Raw genomic sequence first — 13,039 nt, 5'->3', positions numbered from 1 at the left:
GCCATGTACCTGCGCGCCGAAGCCATTCTCCTGAGCGTACGCGGGCATGGCGAGCATGGCGCCGTCGCCCGCGCGCTGACCGAGAGCGATGGTCTTCAGCCCGGCTATGTGCGCGGCGGCCGGTCGCGGGCGCTGCGGCCGGTGCTACAGCCTGCCAACCTGATCCTGGGCGAATGGCGCTCGCGTACCGAGGAGCAGTTGGCCGGGCTTACCGTGGAACTGATCCACAGCCGCGCGCCGCTGTTCGGTGAGCCGTTGCCCGCAGTAGCGCTGCAATGGGCGACCGCGCTCACCGCCGCGACCTTGCCCGAGGCGCAGCCTTATCCCCGCCTCTATGGCGCGCTGGACGGGGTGCTGGCCGCCATCGAAGCGGCGCCGGCCGCCCGAGGTTGGGCGACGGCAATGGTTCGCTACGAGCTGCTACTGCTCGCCGAACTGGGCTTCGGCCTCGACCTGGAGCGCTGCGCCGCCACCGGCACCACGCACGACCTCGCCTTTGTCAGCCCCAAGTCCGGGATCGCGGTGAGCCGCGCGGGGGCGAGCGGGTATGAGGACCGGCTGCTGCGCCTGCCGTCCTTCCTGACGCAAGGCGGCTCGGCGGAATGGGGCGACATCCTGGATGGATTGCGGCTCACCGGGCACTTCCTGGAGCGCGATCTGCTGATCGGGCGGAGCGCCGATGTGCTCGCCAACCGCGCGCGGCTTATCGACCGGCTCAAGCGGGCGGTTGCTTAACGGGGGCGTGGGCGGCAAAGCGGGGCCGAGTTTCTCGAAGGAGCGTGGATGCCGCTGATTGCTGTTCTGCCCGGTGACGGTATCGGGCCCGAGGTCACCACCCAGGCACGCCGCGTGCTGGAAGCGCTTGGCCTGGACCTGACCTTCGAGGAAGCGCCGGTTGGCGGCGCCGCCTATCTGCAATGCGGCATGCCGCTGCCGCCTGAAACGATCGCGCTCGCCAAGCGCGCCGATGCGGTGTTGTTCGGCGCGATCGGCGATCCCCGCTTCGAGGCTCTGGAGCGGCGTCTGCGCCCCGAGGCTGCGTTGCTCGGCATCCGCCGCGAGCTTGGCCTGTTCGCCAATATCCGCCCCGCCAAGCTTTTTCCGGGCCTGGAAGACGCCTCGCCGCTCAAGACGGAGGTCGTTGCTGGCCTCGACCTCGTCATCGTGCGCGAGCTGACCGGTGACGTCTATTTCGGCGAGAAGGGGCGCCGCACGACGATGGAGGGCCTGCGCCAGGGCTATGACTGGATGGGCTATGACGAAGCCGAAGTGGAGCGCATCGTCCGCATCGGGTTCGAAACGGCGCGCAGCCGCCGGCGCAAGCTGTGCTCGGTCGACAAGGCGAATGTGCTGGAAACCTCGCAATTGTGGCGCGACGTCGTCAATGAGCTGAGCACCGAGTATCCCGACGTGCGCCTCACCCACATGTATGTCGACAACGCCGCCATGCAGCTGGTTCGCCGCCCCGCCGACTTCGACGTGATCGTCACCGGCAACCTGTTCGGCGACATCCTGTCGGACCAGGCGAGCATGTGCGCGGGCTCGATCGGCATGCTCCCGTCCGCATCGCTGAGCGGCGGCAGCGGCGCCAACGGCATGTACGAGCCGATCCATGGCAGCGCGCCGGACATCGCCGGGCAAGGAAAAGCCAATCCATGCGCGGCGATCCTGTCGGCCGCCATGCTGCTGCGCTACTCACTGAACGATGAAGCATCGGCCAAGCGCATTGAGGATGCCGTAGCGTCCGCGCTACAAAGCGGCGTCCGCACCCCCGATCTGGGCGGCACCGACACCACAGAAGCGATGGGCGACGCAGTGCTTCGGGCCCTCTAGTGCACACTCTACTGGAGCTTGCGGTCGTCATCCCGACGTTCAACGAACGCGCCAACGTTCCGACGCTGATCGCCAAGCTTGATCAGGCGTTGCAGGGCCGCAACTGGGAAGCGATCTTCGTCGACGACGACAGCCCGGACGGCACCGCCGACGCCGCACGCGAACTCGCCCGCGTCGACCCGCGCGTCCGGGTCATCCAGCGCATCGGCCGCCGCGGTCTGTCCTCGGCGTGTATTGAGGGGATGTGCGCCACCGCCGCGCCGGTGGTGGCGGTGATCGACGGCGATCTCCAGCATGACGAGCGGCTGTTGCCCAGCATGCTGGACGCGCTCGCCGCCGATCCGACGCTCGACGTGGTGGTCGGATCGCGCTTCGTGGAAGGCGGCGGTACCGGCGAATGGGACCGCGACCGGGTGGCCAAGTCCGCCTTCGCCACCAAGCTCTCGCGCCGCGTGCTCAAGGCCGAACTGAGCGACCCGATGAGCGGCTTTTTCATGATCCGCACGGCAGTCGTGCGCGGCCTGGTGCCGACGCTTTCGGCGATCGGGTTCAAGATCCTGCTCGACATCATGACCGCCTCGCCCCGGCCGCTCAGGTTCGTCGAACTGCCCTATGTGTTCCGCACCCGCACCGAGGGCGAGAGCAAGCTCGATCACGTCGTCGCGATGGAATATCTCATCGCACTGTATGACCGAATGTTTGGCAAGGTCGTGCCGGTCCGCTTCGCCATGTTCTCCGCTATCGGTGCGTTGGGGGCGGGCGTCCACTTCCTGGTGCTGGAGCTGCTGTTCGGACTGGCGGAAGCGCCCTTCGTGACAGCGACGATCGTCGCGGTCGTGGTGGCGATGACGTTCAACTTCTTCCTCAACAACGCGCTCACCTATCGCGAACAGCGGCTGAAGGGCGCGCGTGCCCTTCTGGGCGGCTGGGTCAGCTTCTGCGTGGTGTGTGCGGTGGGGGCGGTCGCCAATGTCGGCGTGGCCGCCTTCCTCCACAACGTCCAGCATGGCGACTGGCGCTTGTCGGCGCTGGCGGGGATCGTCGTTGCCGCAGTCTGGAACTTCGTGCTTTCGTCGCGCTTCACCTGGGGGCGGTACTGAGGCTTACCGCCAGGAGGGGAACCACATCCAATGTTGGAACCCTTGCGCATCCTTCAGCGGTGACGCGGCCAGGATCGGGTAGAAGTAGACGAAGGCGACCACTGCCGCGACCAGGAACCATTCCTCCCATCCGCGTCCGCGCCCCCGGTCCAAGTGCAGGAACGCCACCGGGATCACCAGGCACAGGAACAGACCCGACAGGTGGTAATAATAATAGAAGCCCAGTGACTTCGGGATGATGGCGTAGATCGCCACCGAGGCGGTCCATAAGAGCGCGACCGCAAGCGCGCGGTTCGACCGCTCGCGAAGACCAGCCCAGAAGCAGGCGAGCACCGCGGCCAGGCCGCCCCACATCACCACCGGATTGCCGATCAGCAGCACGCCGCGCTGGGCACCGCGATCCCATTCATAAAAATACCAGATCGGCCGGAGCATCAGCGGCCAGCTCCACCAGTCGGACTGGTAGGTGTGGGACGGCAGGACCTGTGTCTGGAGCGCCCACATCTGCTGTTGCAGCGGGATCAGCTCCCCAAGCGTGAGCGGCGCATTGGTGTAGAAAAAGGCAGGCAGGAAGGTCAGGAAGTAGGTTGCGACGCTGACCAGCCCCAGCACCAGCAGGCCCGGCACCGTAGCGATCCCTCGCCAGTGCGGCTGGTCGCGCCCGGCGAGCACCCATGCCAGCGAACGCCGTGCCTGCCGCGCATCGCGCAGCCGGATGACCAGGAATGCCAAGCCGATCAGCGCGATGTAGGGCACTGCCGACCATTTCACGCCCGTTGCCAGCCCCAGCAACACCGCCGCGCCTGTCCACCGCGTCCAGGCCTGCCGTGCGGTACCGCGCATCGCCCAGAGCAGCAGCACCAGCCCCCAGAGCAGGAACGCGCCCAGGAACACGTCCAGCATCCCTGTGCGTGCCTGGACGAACAGCGTTTGGTTAAGTGCCGCAAGCGCCGCGCCGACCAGCGCCGCGCGCATGGATGTAGTCAGCAGCCACAGGAAGGCGAACACCGCCAGTACGGTGCCAGTGCCAGCGGCCGTGGCAAAGGCTCTCCAGCCAAAGGGATTGTCGCCGAATAGCGCAATACCCGCGGCGATCAGTTCCTTGCCCACCAGCGGATGCTCGATGTTCCGCGGGCTCGCCAGATCGAGCAGCGCCTGCGCCGCCGGCACATAATGCACTTCGTCGAACATGATGCGGCTCGGCCGGTCGAGATGCACGGTGAAGAGCAACTGTGCGGCTAACCCGACCAGCAGGGCAACGAGAAACGGGCGGTTCCTGAGGGCCTTGAGGCGATCGAGCATGCCCGCGCACTAAACGATCATTTCACCGGCGTCATGCCGGACTTGGTTGACGTAAGGGCGCGCGCCCCGGCAAAGCAGGCACATGAAGCGCCGCACCGGACAAGACCCCAGCATTACCCGCAACTGGAAGCCCGCTACCCAGGCGATCAGAGGCGGCACCGCACGCAGCGAGTTTGGCGAGACCAGCGAGGCGCTGTTCCTCACCTCGGGCTACGCCTATGACTGCGCCGCTGACGCTGCAGCCCGCTTTGCGGGCGAACAGCAGGGGATGACCTATTCCCGGCTCCAGAATCCGACGGTGGAAATGCTGGAGCAGCGCATCGCTTTGTTGGAAGGCGCCGAGGCGTGCCGTTCCATGGCGACCGGCATGGCGGCGATGACGGCGGCGTTGCTGTGCCAGCTTGAGCAGGGCGATCACATCGTCGCCGGGCGCGCGGCGTTTGGCTCGTGCCGCTGGCTGACCGACACGCTGCTGCCCAAGTTTGGGATTCAGGCGACGATCGTCGATGCCCGCGATCCGCAGCAGTTCCAGGACGCAGTCCAGGACAACACCAAGCTGTTCTTCTTCGAAACGCCTGCCAATCCCACCATGGACGTGGTCGACCTGGAGGCGGTGTGCGGCATCGCCCGTGCGCGCGGCATCAAGACGGTGGTCGACAATGCCTTCGCCACGCCTGCGCTCCAGCGGCCAATGGAATGGGGCGCCGACATCGTCGCCTATTCGGCCACCAAGATGATGGACGGGCAGGGCCGCGTGCTCGCCGGCGCGGTTGCGGGGACTGAGGACTTCATCAACAATACGCTGCTGCCCTTCCACCGCAACACCGGGCCGACGCTCAGCGCCTTCAATGCCTGGGTGGTGCTCAAGGGGCTGGAGACGCTCGACCTGCGCATCCGCCGGCAGAGCGAGAACGCGCTAAAGGTCGGCACCTTCCTGGAAGGCCGGGTGCCGAAGGTGAACTTCCCGGCACTGCCCAGCCATCCGCAGCACGCACTGTTCATGCGGCAGATGGCGGCTGCAGGACCGATCTTCTCGTTCGAGGTCGAGGGTGGTCGTGCGCAGGCGCATGGTTTGCTCGACGGGCTGGAGCTGATCGATATCTCCAACAACATCGGCGATTCACGCTCGCTGATGACGCATCCTTCCTCCACCACCCACTCGGGTTTGGCCGAGGAGAAGCGGCTGGAGATGGGCGTCACCGAGAATCTGCTCCGCCTGAATGTGGGGCTGGAGGATGCCGACGACCTGATCGCCGACCTCGATCAGGCGTTGCGGCAAGTCGGGCTATGATGAAGGCGCTGTTCACGGAAGAGGCGCAGACCCGTGGCATCATGGTGCGGGTGTCGGCGTCCTATCTCCCGGAACAGTCGGAGCCGGCGCGCGGGCGATGGTTCTGGGCCTATCACATCCGCATCGAGAATGAGGGGTCGGCTCCGGTCCAGCTGCTGACTCGGCACTGGATCATCACGGATGGACGCGGCATGCGTCACACGGTGGAAGGCGAGGGCGTCGTCGGCGAACAACCGGTGATCGAACCGGGTGCGAGTTTCGACTATGTCTCGGGGTGTCCGCTTACGACGCCGACGGGGAACATGCAGGGAAGCTACCACATGATAGCCGCCGACGGTGCGGCGTTCGACGTCGCCATCCCGAAATTCGCGCTGACCGCGCCGGCGGTGGCGGGATGAAGCGTACCCATCTTCCCCTGAACGGCCTGCGCGTGCTCGATGCTGCTGCGCGGCACCTGTCCTTCACCCGCGCCGCCGACGAGCTGGCGGTGACGCCGGCCGCGGTCGGGCAGCAGATCCGCGCGCTGGAGGATACGCTAGGTGTAGTGCTGTTCCGGCGCACCACCAAGGGGCTGGAACTGACGCCCGAGGCCGAGGCTGGATTGGTCGCATTGCGCGCAGGATTCCTCCAGTTTGAAGAGTCCGTTCGCGCGATGCAGGCGGGGCAATCGTCCAAGTCGCTGACCATCGCCGCGCCGCGTGACCTGACTGCCAAATGGCTGATGCCAAAGCTGTCGGAGGTTGCCCGGCGCGATCCCGACCTGCGCTTCATGCTGGTCCCTGCCGACGAGGCGCTGGACTTCACCGAGGCCAATCTCGACCTGGCGATCCGCTGGGGCGAGGGGCCGGGCGAGCATGAGGGCGAGGCGATCGAGAGTGATGGCATGGTGACCGTGCAGCGGCCCGGGGGCGGGATCGACACGGCAATCGCGTGGGCAGGGTGCCTGGCGGAGGACGAGGCATCGCTGGTGCGGGTCGCCGATGCCGGGCTCGCCATCGAGGCGGCGGTGCAGGGTTTGGGGCGTGCGACGGTGCCGGAGTTGCTGGCGCGCGCTGATCTTGCAGCGGGGCGGCTGGAGGTGGTGGGCGAACCCAGGGCGGCACGCTTCGGCTTCTGGTTCGTGGCGCCGTTGCCGCAGTGGCGACAGAAGAAGGTGCGGAGCCTGGTGGAGGCGCTAGCGTCCTAGGCGACTATCTGGTCGACGCGGAAAATGGTTGCATGGCTGCACCTGCTGGCGGGAACGACGGTAATTAAGTCAATCACTTAGCCTGATTTCAGGCGTCGATTACCTCTTCATCCAGTCTTGCGGCGTTTTCCTGGATGAAGGCGAAGCGGTGGGCTGGGTTGTTGCCCATCAGGCGGTCGACCAGGTCCTTTACGCCTGCGCGCTCCTCATATTCCTGGGGCAGGGTGACGCGCAGCAGGCCGCGCGTCTTGGGGTCCATGGTGGTTTCCTTAAGCTGGCTGGGGTTCATCTCACCCAGACCCTTGAACCGGCTGACTTCGACTTTCTTGCCCTTGAAGGCGGTCTTCTCGATCTCGATGCGGTGGGCGTCGTCGCGGGCGTAGAGCGACTTGGAGCCCACCGTCAGGCGGTAGAGCGGCGGCTGGGCGAGGTAGAGGTGCCCGCGGCGGACCAGGTCGGGCATTTCCTGGAAGAAGAAGGTCATCAGCAGCGTGGCGATGTGCGCGCCGTCGACGTCTGCGTCGGTCATGATGATGACGCGCTCATAGCGCAGATGGCTGGGGTCGCAGTCCTTGCGGGTGCCGCAGCCCAGTGCCAGGATCAGGTCGGCGATTTCCTGGTTGGCGCCGATCTTCGCACTCGTCGCGCTGGCGACGTTCAGGATCTTGCCGCGGATCGGCAGGATCGCCTGAGTCTTGCGGTCGCGCGCCTGTTTGGCCGAGCCGCCGGCCGAATCACCCTCGACGATGAACATTTCGGTGCCTTCGGGGCTGTCGGCGGCGCAGTCAGTGAGCTTGCCCGGCAGGCGCAGCTTGCGGCCGGAGGTCGCGGTCTTGCGCTTGACCTCGCGCTCCTGCTTGCGGCGCAGGCGGTCGTCCATGCGCTCCAGCACATAGCCGAGCAGCGCCTTGCCGCGTTCCATCTTGTCGGTGAGGAAATGGTCGAAATGGTCGCGGACGGCCTTCTCGACCAGCGCAGTGGCGTCGGGCGAGGTGAGGCGGTCCTTGGTCTGCGACTGAAATTGCGGCTCGCGGATGAACAGCGACAGCATCAGTTCGGAGCCGACCATCACGTCATCGGCGGTGATGTCCTTGGCCTTTTTCTGGCCGACCAGGTCGCCGAAGCTGCGCATGCTGCGGACCAGCGCCTGGCGCAGGCCCTGTTCATGGGTGCCGCCGTCGGGGGTGGGGATGGTGTTGCAATACCAGCTGTACGAGCCATCGCTCCACAGCGGCCAAGCGACCGCCCATTCGACCCGTCCCTGGCCGTCAGGGAACTCCTGCTGCCCGGAGAAGAATTCGGACGAGGCGCATTCGCGGGTGCCGATCTGTTCCTTGAGGTGGTCGGCCAGGCCGCCGGGGAACTGGAACACCGCTTCGGCCGGCGTATCGTCGGTGAGGAGCGAGGGATCGCAGCGCCAGCGGATTTCGACGCCGGCGAACAGATACGCCTTGGAGCGGGCGAGCTTGTACAGGCGCGCGGGCTTGAAGATCAGCTCCGGGCCGAAGATCTCGGCGTCCGGGCTGAACGCGACGCTCGTGCCGCGGCGGTTGGGGGTGCCGCCGAGATGCTCCAGGGGCCCGAGCGTCTGGCCGCGGCTGAAGCGCTGGCGGTAGAGCTGGCGGTCGCGCGCGACTTCGATGACGGTGTCGGTCGAGAGGGCGTTGACCACGCTGATGCCGACGCCGTGCAGGCCGCCGCTGGTGGCATAGGCCTTGCCGCTGAACTTACCGCCCGAGTGGAGCATCGACAGGATGACTTCGAGCGCGGACTTGTCGGGGAATTTGGGATGCGGGTCGATTGGCATGCCGCGGCCATTGTCGACGATGGTCAGCCGGTTGCCGACTTCGAGATGGATTTCGATGCGGTTGGCATGGCCGGCAACCGCCTCGTCCATCGCATTGTCGAGCACTTCGGCGGCGAGATGGTGGAGCGCACGCTCGTCCGTGCCACCGATATACATGCCCGGGCGGCGCCGGACGGGCTCCAGACCTTCAAGCACTTCGATCGAGGATGCGTCATAGGTGCCCGAGGGCACGCCGGGTGCGGCAAACAGGTCTTCGGCCATGGAACAACCATAGTACACGCAGGGGCCGGGTGCAAAGATTCGGGGTGGGGCTGAGGGGGGCTTGTGGTGGCGGCTCCTCGCGTGGTCCGCGCGGTGCGCGGCGCCCCTCCGTCATCCGCCGCTGGCGCGGCGGCTGTTTCCTCCCCCGCTGCGCTGGGAGCCTCCGTATTACAAAGTGTGTCGAGGGGAGACCTGGGGGATGCCGCGCGTTGAGTGGGCTTAATCCATGTAAATCAGGATCCTTGTACATGCGTAGCGTAACCGCGCTTTTCCTCGGCGCTTCCACTCTTGTTCTCGCCGGCCCGGCTTTCGCGCAGGAGCGGGACTGGACCGGCCCCTATGTCGGGATCAGCGCGGGGCTCGACCTTCAGGGCAGCGACCGTGACGCCCCGATCGAGTTCGACACCAATCTGGATGGCTCGTTCGGCGATACCGTGAGCACTCGGGGAGGCCTGAATGCCTTCGGGCCGGGCTTTTGCGGCGGACGCGCCGTGAGTGCCACTCCGACCGGGTGCAAGCAGGACAGCGATCGGGTCGGCTATGCCGGCCATGTCGGCTATGACGTGCAGTTCGGCAACATCGTCGTCGGCGCAGTCGGCGAGTTCGGCAAGTCCAACATCTCCGACGCGAGCAGCGCGTACAGCGTCACGCCCGCGCGCTATGCCTTTACCCGACAGATCGACTGGAACGCGGCGGGCCGCCTGCGCGCCGGCTATGCGATGGGCAACACGCTGCCCTACATCACCGGCGGTGCGGCGCTGGTGCGGGTGAACCGTGGCTTCGAGACCAGCAACACGGCGAACAGCTTCACGCTGGACGACGATAAGCGCAACGCCTGGGGCTATACCGCTGGCGGCGGCATCGAGCAGCGTGTGGCCGACAATTTCTCGATCGGCGTGCTTTACACCTACACCAACGTCAACGACGAGAGCCCGACCGTGGCGGTTGGCCCGGGCAGCGCGCCGGTGACCACCAATCCGTTCCTGCTGGTGAACCCGGCCGGCACCGACATGCGTCGCAGCGACGACCGGTTCGACTGGCACAGCGCGCGCGTGACGGCGAGCCTGCGGTTCTGATGCGAGGGGGCTCTGCTGCGAGCGTGGTGCTTGCGGCGGGGCCCTTCCGTCTTTTCTTTCCGTCACTCCGGCGTTGAGCCGGGGTCACGCGTTTCGGGCGGGTGAAAGAAGAAGCGGGATCCCGGCTCAAGGCCGGGATGACGAGGGCGCAAATAAAAAGGCCGCCGGTTTTGCCGGCGGCCTTTTCGTGTTCGATCCCTTAGCGGCGGGGCGCGCCGCCGAAGGGGAGGGGCGGGCCGGGACGGCGGTCACGGCGGGGGAGCTGCGCCTGATAGGCGTGGCCGCAATGGGCGACGCAATATGGGAAGCCCGGATTCACCTTGTCGCCGCAGAAGTGGAAGTCGGGCTCGCCCGGGTGGCCGAGCGGCCATTTGCAGATGCGGTCGTTGAGGTCGAGCAGGCTGGTCTTGCCGGCGATCGCGTCGCTGGGCTTGGCAGGGACCAGGCGGCGCGGGGGCGCGGGCGTGCTCGGCGGGGCCTGGTCGCCCGGGTTCTGGCGCACGAAGCCGCCAGGACCGACCGAGCGCATCACCGGACCATCGGGACGCGGGGCGGGCTGCTCAGGTGCGGCTGCCTGGGGTGCGTCCGCTTCGGCTTCCACCTCGGGCGCAGGCGCGGCGGCGCGCACCGGGCGTGGGGCAGGCTCGGGCGCGGCTTCGACGGCCGGTGCGGGCTTGGGAGCCGGCGGCGGGGGCGCTGCTTCCTCAGGCGCCGGTACGGGCTCGGGCGCGGCGGCGGCTGCCGTCAGCGCGATGAGGGCGGCCGCGGCCTTTGCCTCGTTCTGCTTGACCGGGCTGGGGCGCGACTGGAGGCCCAGGCGATGCGCCTTGCCGATCACGGCGTTGCGGCTGACGCCGCCCAGCTCTTCGGCGATCTGGGTGGCGGTGGAACCCTTGTCCCACATCTTCTTCAGCGATTCGATACGCTCTTCGGTCCAGCTCATCGTCTTCCTTACTCGTGAGTCGGCAGCTTGCAGGCGGCGGCGGCAGCAGTTACGCGAACGCGCCATGACCATCCAGCCTTCAAGCGGCCAAGCGCTTCCCGAGCCGGGTGTCCCGGTAATCCGAAACATCAACTGGGGAGGCTTGCGTACCCTCTATGTGAAGGAGGTGCGCCGTTTCTTCAAGGTGCAGCTCCAGACTGTTTGGGCGCCCGCGGTCACGACGCTGATGTTTCTGGTGATCTTTACCGTGGCGCTGGGCGGCAGCGGGCGCACGGTGTCGCTGCAGGGTCACGAGATTCACTTCGCCGATTTCATCGCGCCTGGGCTGATCGTGATGGGGATGCTCAACAACGCGTTCGCCAATGCCAGCTTCTCGCTGCTGGTGGGCAAGATCCAGGGCAATATCGTCGATTACCTGATGCCGCCGCTGTCGACCTCCGAGCTGCTGGCGGCTTTGGTGGGTGGCGCAGTCACGCGGGCATTTTGCGTGGGCGGCGCGGTGTGGCTGGCGATGGCGCTGTGGCCCGGCGTGCATGTGGCGCCGGCGCATCTGTGGGCGATCCTGTGGTTCGGGCTGCTGGGATCGGTGTTCCTGGCGCTGATGGGCGTGCTGACGTCGATCTGGGCGGAAAAGTTCGATCATGCCGCGGCGGTGACCAATTTCGTCGTGTCGCCGCTGACCCTGCTGTCGGGCACCTTCTATTCGGTGGACCGGCTGGCGCCGACCTTCCAGGCGATCAGCCACGCCAACCCCTTCTTCTACATCATCTCGGGCTTCCGCTACGGGTTCCTGGGCGTGGCGGACTCGCCGGTGCTGCTGGGCACGGCAGTGATCCTGGGGCTGGACCTGGTGCTGGCGGTGCTGTGCTACACGCTGATCCGCAGGGGGTGGAAGCTCAAGAGCTGAGGATGGATGGCGGTTGACGCAGCCCGCCTCCCCCTCGTAAACACCTGATCCGGGCGGTCCGGTTGGCCGCCCTTTTGCGTTTCTGGAGCTTTCCCCCAGCGTTTCCTTAAGGAGGTACCATCCCATGCCGATTACCCCGCTCATGCCCGTTTACCCGCGGTGCGGTGTGCGGCCGGTGCGAGGCGAGGGCGTGTACCTCTATGGCGAGCGCGGCGAGCAGTATCTCGACTTCGCCGCCGGCATCGCAGTCAACGCGCTGGGGCACGGCCATCCGCATCTGGTGAAGGCGATCGCCGAGCAAGCCGCGACGCTGATGCATGTGTCGAACCTTTATGGTAGCCCGCAGGGCGAGGCGCTGGCGCAGCGGATCATCGACGTCAGCTTTGCCGACACGGTGTTCTTCACCAATTCGGGCGTCGAGGCGATCGAGTGCGCGATCAAGACCGCGCGGCGCTATCACTATGCCAATGGCAACCCGCAGCGCACCAAGCTGATCACCTTCAAGAACGCGTTCCACGGGCGCTCGCTCGGCGCGATTTCCGCGACCGACCAGGCCAAGATGCGCGACGGGTTCGAGCCACTGCTGCCCGGCTTCGACTATGTCGCCTTCAACGACCTGGAAGGGGCGCTGGCCGCGATCGACGGCGAGACCGCGGGCTTCCTGGTCGAGACGGTGCAGGGCGAGGGCGGGATGACCGCCGGCACGCCGGAGTTCATCACCGGGCTGCGCAAGGCGTGTGACGAACACGGCCTGCTGCTGATCCTCGACGAGATCCAGTGCGGCTATGGCCGGACCGGCAAGATGTGGGCGTACGAGCATTATGGCATCGAGCCCGACATCATGACGGTGGCCAAGGGCATCGGTGCGGGCTTCCCGCTGGGCGCCTGCCTGGCGACCGAGGAAGCGGCCAAGGGCATGGTGATCGGCACCCACGGATCGACTTATGGCGGCAATCCGCTGGCGATGGCGGCGGGGCAGGCGGTGCTCGACGTGATGCTCGAGCCCGACTTCCTGCCGAACGTCGAGCGCATGGGCGAGCGGCTGCGCCAGGCGTTCGAGCAGATGATCCCGAACCATGATCACCTGTTCGAGGAGATCCGCGGCAAGGGGCTGATGCTGGGGATCAAGATGAAGGATACGGCAGTGAGCCGCGACTTTGTGGCGCATCTGCGCGACAATCACGGGCTGCTGACCGTGGCGGCGGGCGAGAATGTGTTCCGCGTGCTGCCGCCGCTGGTGATCGACGAAAGCCATATCGCCGAGTGCGTCGAACGGCTCAGCGAAGGCGCGCGCACGTTCGCCGGGCCGAGCGATGACTAAAACGATCCTCCC

General features: G+C 66.6%; 12 protein-coding genes. 9 read left to right on the top strand and 3 right to left on the bottom strand.

Annotated features, from left to right (window positions below):
- Positions 1–3 precede the first annotated feature (3 nt).
- From recO to LQ953_RS11940, 3 genes are read left to right on the top strand one after another with little or no spacing between them, the layout of a single operon-like run.
- The gene (gene recO / locus LQ953_RS11950; protein ID WP_231031133.1) at positions 4–735 is read left to right on the top strand and encodes a DNA repair protein RecO; all 732 of its coding nucleotides are present in this window, start codon (positions 4–6) and stop codon (positions 733–735) included.
- A gap of 48 nt (positions 736–783) precedes the next feature.
- A complete protein-coding gene (leuB, locus tag LQ953_RS11945) occupies positions 784–1,833 on the top strand; it encodes a 3-isopropylmalate dehydrogenase (protein ID WP_231031132.1) in 1,050 nt (349 codons plus the stop codon).
- On the top strand, positions 1,833–2,933 hold the full coding sequence (locus LQ953_RS11940; protein ID WP_231031131.1) for a glycosyltransferase: 1,101 nt from the start codon (positions 1,833–1,835) through the stop codon (positions 2,931–2,933). Before leuB ends, LQ953_RS11940 begins: the two co-directional genes overlap by 1 nt.
- 3 nt (positions 2,934–2,936) lie before the next feature.
- Here the strand turns inward: LQ953_RS11940 and LQ953_RS11935 are convergent, their stop codons facing one another.
- Positions 2,937–4,235, bottom strand: coding sequence for a phospholipid carrier-dependent glycosyltransferase (locus LQ953_RS11935; protein ID WP_231031130.1), 1,299 nt, complete (start codon positions 4,233–4,235; stop codon positions 2,937–2,939).
- An 82-nt stretch (positions 4,236–4,317) separates the two neighbouring features.
- Here LQ953_RS11935 and LQ953_RS11930 point away from each other — a divergent pair, with 82 nt between their 5' ends.
- The 3 genes from LQ953_RS11930 to LQ953_RS11920 are packed head-to-tail and all read left to right on the top strand — an operon-like array spanning position 4,318 to position 6,712.
- Positions 4,318–5,526, top strand: a complete 1,209-nt coding sequence (locus LQ953_RS11930; protein WP_231031129.1) for a trans-sulfuration enzyme family protein — start codon at positions 4,318–4,320, stop codon at positions 5,524–5,526.
- Positions 5,526–5,924 carry a Co2+/Mg2+ efflux protein ApaG gene (gene apaG, locus LQ953_RS11925; RefSeq protein WP_231031128.1) on the top strand — a complete coding sequence of 133 codons (399 nt, stop codon included), beginning with the start codon at positions 5,526–5,528 and terminating at the stop codon, positions 5,922–5,924. Before LQ953_RS11930 ends, apaG begins: the two co-directional genes overlap by 1 nt.
- Positions 5,921–6,712 (top strand): LysR family transcriptional regulator, encoded by a 792-nt coding sequence (locus tag LQ953_RS11920; RefSeq protein ID WP_231031127.1) that lies wholly within the window; start codon positions 5,921–5,923, stop codon positions 6,710–6,712. The genes apaG and LQ953_RS11920 overlap by 4 nt, the downstream gene beginning before the upstream one ends.
- A gap of 88 nt (positions 6,713–6,800) precedes the next feature.
- Here LQ953_RS11920 and parE read toward each other — a convergent pair whose 3' ends face one another.
- Positions 6,801–8,780 carry a DNA topoisomerase IV subunit B gene (gene parE / locus LQ953_RS11915; RefSeq protein WP_231031126.1) on the bottom strand — a complete coding sequence of 660 codons (1,980 nt, stop codon included), beginning with the start codon at positions 8,778–8,780 and terminating at the stop codon, positions 6,801–6,803.
- 248 nt (positions 8,781–9,028) lie between these two features.
- On the opposite strand from parE, the gene LQ953_RS11910 reads away from it, so the two are divergent.
- Positions 9,029–9,856, top strand: coding sequence for an outer membrane protein (locus LQ953_RS11910; RefSeq protein WP_231031125.1), 828 nt, complete (start codon positions 9,029–9,031; stop codon positions 9,854–9,856).
- Positions 9,857–10,055: 199 nt separating this feature from the next.
- On the opposite strand, the gene LQ953_RS11905 is transcribed toward LQ953_RS11910, so the two are convergent.
- The gene (locus tag LQ953_RS11905) at positions 10,056–10,799 is read right to left on the bottom strand and encodes a GcrA family cell cycle regulator (protein ID WP_231031124.1); all 744 of its coding nucleotides are present in this window, start codon (positions 10,797–10,799) and stop codon (positions 10,056–10,058) included.
- 64 nt (positions 10,800–10,863) lie between these two features.
- On the opposite strand from LQ953_RS11905, the gene LQ953_RS11900 reads away from it, so the two are divergent.
- Positions 10,864–11,706 (top strand): ABC transporter permease, encoded by an 843-nt coding sequence (locus tag LQ953_RS11900; RefSeq protein WP_231031123.1) that lies wholly within the window; start codon positions 10,864–10,866, stop codon positions 11,704–11,706.
- Between the two features lie 124 nt (positions 11,707–11,830).
- The gene (locus tag LQ953_RS11895; RefSeq protein ID WP_231031122.1) at positions 11,831–13,027 is read left to right on the top strand and encodes an aspartate aminotransferase family protein; all 1,197 of its coding nucleotides are present in this window, start codon (positions 11,831–11,833) and stop codon (positions 13,025–13,027) included.
- The last annotated feature ends 12 nt before the right edge of the window (positions 13,028–13,039 follow it).

This window comes from Sphingomonas sp. IC-56, assembly GCF_021043375.1.
In the GTDB taxonomy this organism is placed as follows: Bacteria; Pseudomonadota; Alphaproteobacteria; order Sphingomonadales; family Sphingomonadaceae; genus Sphingomonas.
Note: the sequence above shows the minus strand (reverse complement) of the source record. Positions and strands in the feature narration are given on the sequence as shown.